The following is a 2,484-nucleotide window of genomic DNA, read 5'->3' on the forward strand; positions in this document are numbered from 1 at the left end:
GAACGGCGTGCCGCTGTCGAAGGAATACAGCCCGAGGCGGGCCATGAAGTTGACCGGCTCCACGTCGCTGCGAAAGCCGCGGATCGGCCAGACCGAAGGCAGGATGTCGCCGGCATTGCCCAGCGCTGTCCATTCGGCCCAGGCGGTTTCGAGGAAACGCAGGTAGCGCGCGCTGTGCACGCGGGCGATCGGGTCCGGCGGGAAAGGCTGGGGCGGCAGCACCGGGCCGATGCCACGCGCCTGAACGGCGGCCAGCACATGGTCGGCGCGTTCCGGCTTCTCGAAACAGGGCACCAGCTCGCCGCGGTAGAACTCGTGGGATCCCGCGTGCGCGCGGTGCTGGTCGCTGTAGAAGATGTGCATGCCGGCACTTTACGGTGATCTGGGTGGCGGCGTTTCAGAGCCTGCTGCTCAGGCCACCGGTTGACGCATCACGGCGCGCAGCGTGGCGATCAGGCGCGCCAGGTCGATGGGCTTGGCGACGTGGGCCACCATGCCGCAGGCCAGGCACTGGTCGCGTTCTTCCTGCAGCGCGTGCGCGGTCTGGCCGATGACGGGCAACTGCGGGGCCAGCAGGCGGATGCGGCGCGTGGCTTCGTAGCCGTCCATCTCGGGCATCTGAATGTCCATCAGCACGGCATCGAAGCCGTCCGGCGAGTCGGTCACGAGGTTCACCGCCTCGCGGCCATCTGCCGCCAGCGTGACCCGCGCGCCGGCACTGCTCAGCGCCTGCTTGATGACGATCTGGTTGACCGGGTTGTCTTCGGCGACCAGCAGCCGCAGGCCTTCGAGCTGCGGGCCACTGCGTGGCATGTCGTCCTCCGCCAGCGAGAGCTGCTGCCAGCGCGCCGGCACCGCGCGCAGCGGCAGCCGCAGCGTGAATTCGCTGCCCACGCCCAGCGTGGAATGCACCGTGATCTCGCCGCCCATCAGCTCGGCCAGCTGGCGGCTGATGGCCAGGCCCAGGCCGGTGCCGCCGTAGCGCCGCGTCGTGGAAGCGTCGGCCTGGCGGAAGGGCGCGAACAGCGCCTCGCGCTGGCCGGCATTCATGCCGATGCCGCTGTCCTGCACGCGGATGCGCAGCCACTCGCCATCGCCATTGCCGTCGCGGTCGGCCAGCAGGTCAATGCCACCTTTATGGGTGAACTTGACGGCATTGGCCAGCAGGTTGGCCAGGATCTGCTGCAGCCGCGTCGGGTCTGTCATGCAGGCCAGCGGCAGCTCGGGCGCCAGGTGCACCCTCAGCGCCAGGCCTTTTTGCTGGGCGGTGTCGCGCACCATGTCGGCGGTCGCGTCTATCAGCTGGCGCGGGCTGGCCGGAATGGATTCGACATCCATGCGCCCGGCCTCGATCTTCGAGTAGTCCAGCACGTCGTTGACGATGGCCAGCAGCAGCTTGCCGGCCGACAGGATGCGGTTGTAGCCGGTTTGGGTCACCCGGCCCTGGGTCTGCTCGAAACCCAGCTGGGCAAAGCCGAGGATGGCGTTCAGCGGCGTGCGGATCTCGTGGCTCATGTTGGCCAGGAATTCGCTGCGGTGGCGGGCCTGCCGCTCGGCCTCTTCGCGCGCGGCCTCGCGTTCGGTCTCCAGCGCGTGGCGCTCGGAGACATTGCGTACCACGGCCACCAGGTCGCCGCCCGGCTCGGTTGGCACGATGCGGGCTTCGTAGGTCTGCTCGCCGGCCGGCATGGCCAGTGCGTATTCGATCGACACCGGCTGCTGGCTTGCGCCCACCTGGGCCAGCGCCGCCATCAGCTTGTCGGCCGCGTCGCCCGGCAGCACCTCGCGCACCGGCCGGCCCAGGAATTGGGCAGGGTCGCGGAGCAGCGTGACGGTGTTGCCGGCGCGGTAGTCCAGCACCACGCCCGCGGGCGAGAGCCGGAAGTAGAGGTCTGGCAAGGCCTCGAACAGGCTGTTCAGCTCGGCGGTGCGGCGTGCCACCTCGTGCTCGAGCTGGTCGGCCTCTTCTTCGGCGCGGCGGGTGGCGTGCTTCTGCAGCGTGATGTCGACGAACGAGGCCAGCAGGTGGTCCTGCCCGCCCAGTGGCGTTCGCGTGGCCGAGTAGGCAATGTCGACCTGCTCGCCGCTGCGCTTGCGCAAGCGCATCTCGCGCCCGCTGACGCGGCCGGTCTCCTGCAACTCGGCCATCGCCGCGGCATGCTGGGCCGTGTCCACCCACAGTGCCAGCGGGGGCGCACCGGGGCCGATGACCTCGCTGCGCTGGTAGCCGCAGAGGTCCAGCCAGGCCTGGTTGACATCGGCCACCCGTCCGCCGGGCGAAGACTTCAGCAGCATGCCCACCGGGCTGGTCTGGAACATCAGCGAGAAGCGAGCCTCGCTGTCGCGCAACGCGCTGACGACCTTTTGCCGCGCCGCTTCGGCTTCGTCGGCCGTCAGCCGCAGGCTGACCTGCATCGCCAGCCGCTCCAGCACGCCAACCTCTTCGGCGTCGAAACGCTCGGCCTGCTCGGCGCGCATGCACAG

1 protein-coding gene and 1 pseudogene are annotated in these 2,484 nt (G+C 69.6%); both read right to left on the reverse strand.

Annotation, left to right across the window (positions count from 1 at the left end; genetic code table 11):
- Nucleotides 1-363: pseudogene (locus FKP22_RS27060) on the reverse strand (histone deacetylase family protein); the annotation flags it as partial.
- A 48-nt stretch (nt 364-411) separates the two neighbouring features.
- Nucleotides 412-2,484, reverse strand: a 2,073-nt coding sequence (locus FKP22_RS27065; RefSeq protein WP_141291057.1) for an ATP-binding protein, incomplete at its 5' end; no start/stop codon positions are given.

The sequence above is a fragment of the Ideonella azotifigens genome, from assembly GCF_006519715.1.
Taxonomy (GTDB): Bacteria; Pseudomonadota; Gammaproteobacteria; order Burkholderiales; family Burkholderiaceae_C; genus Ideonella; species Ideonella azotifigens.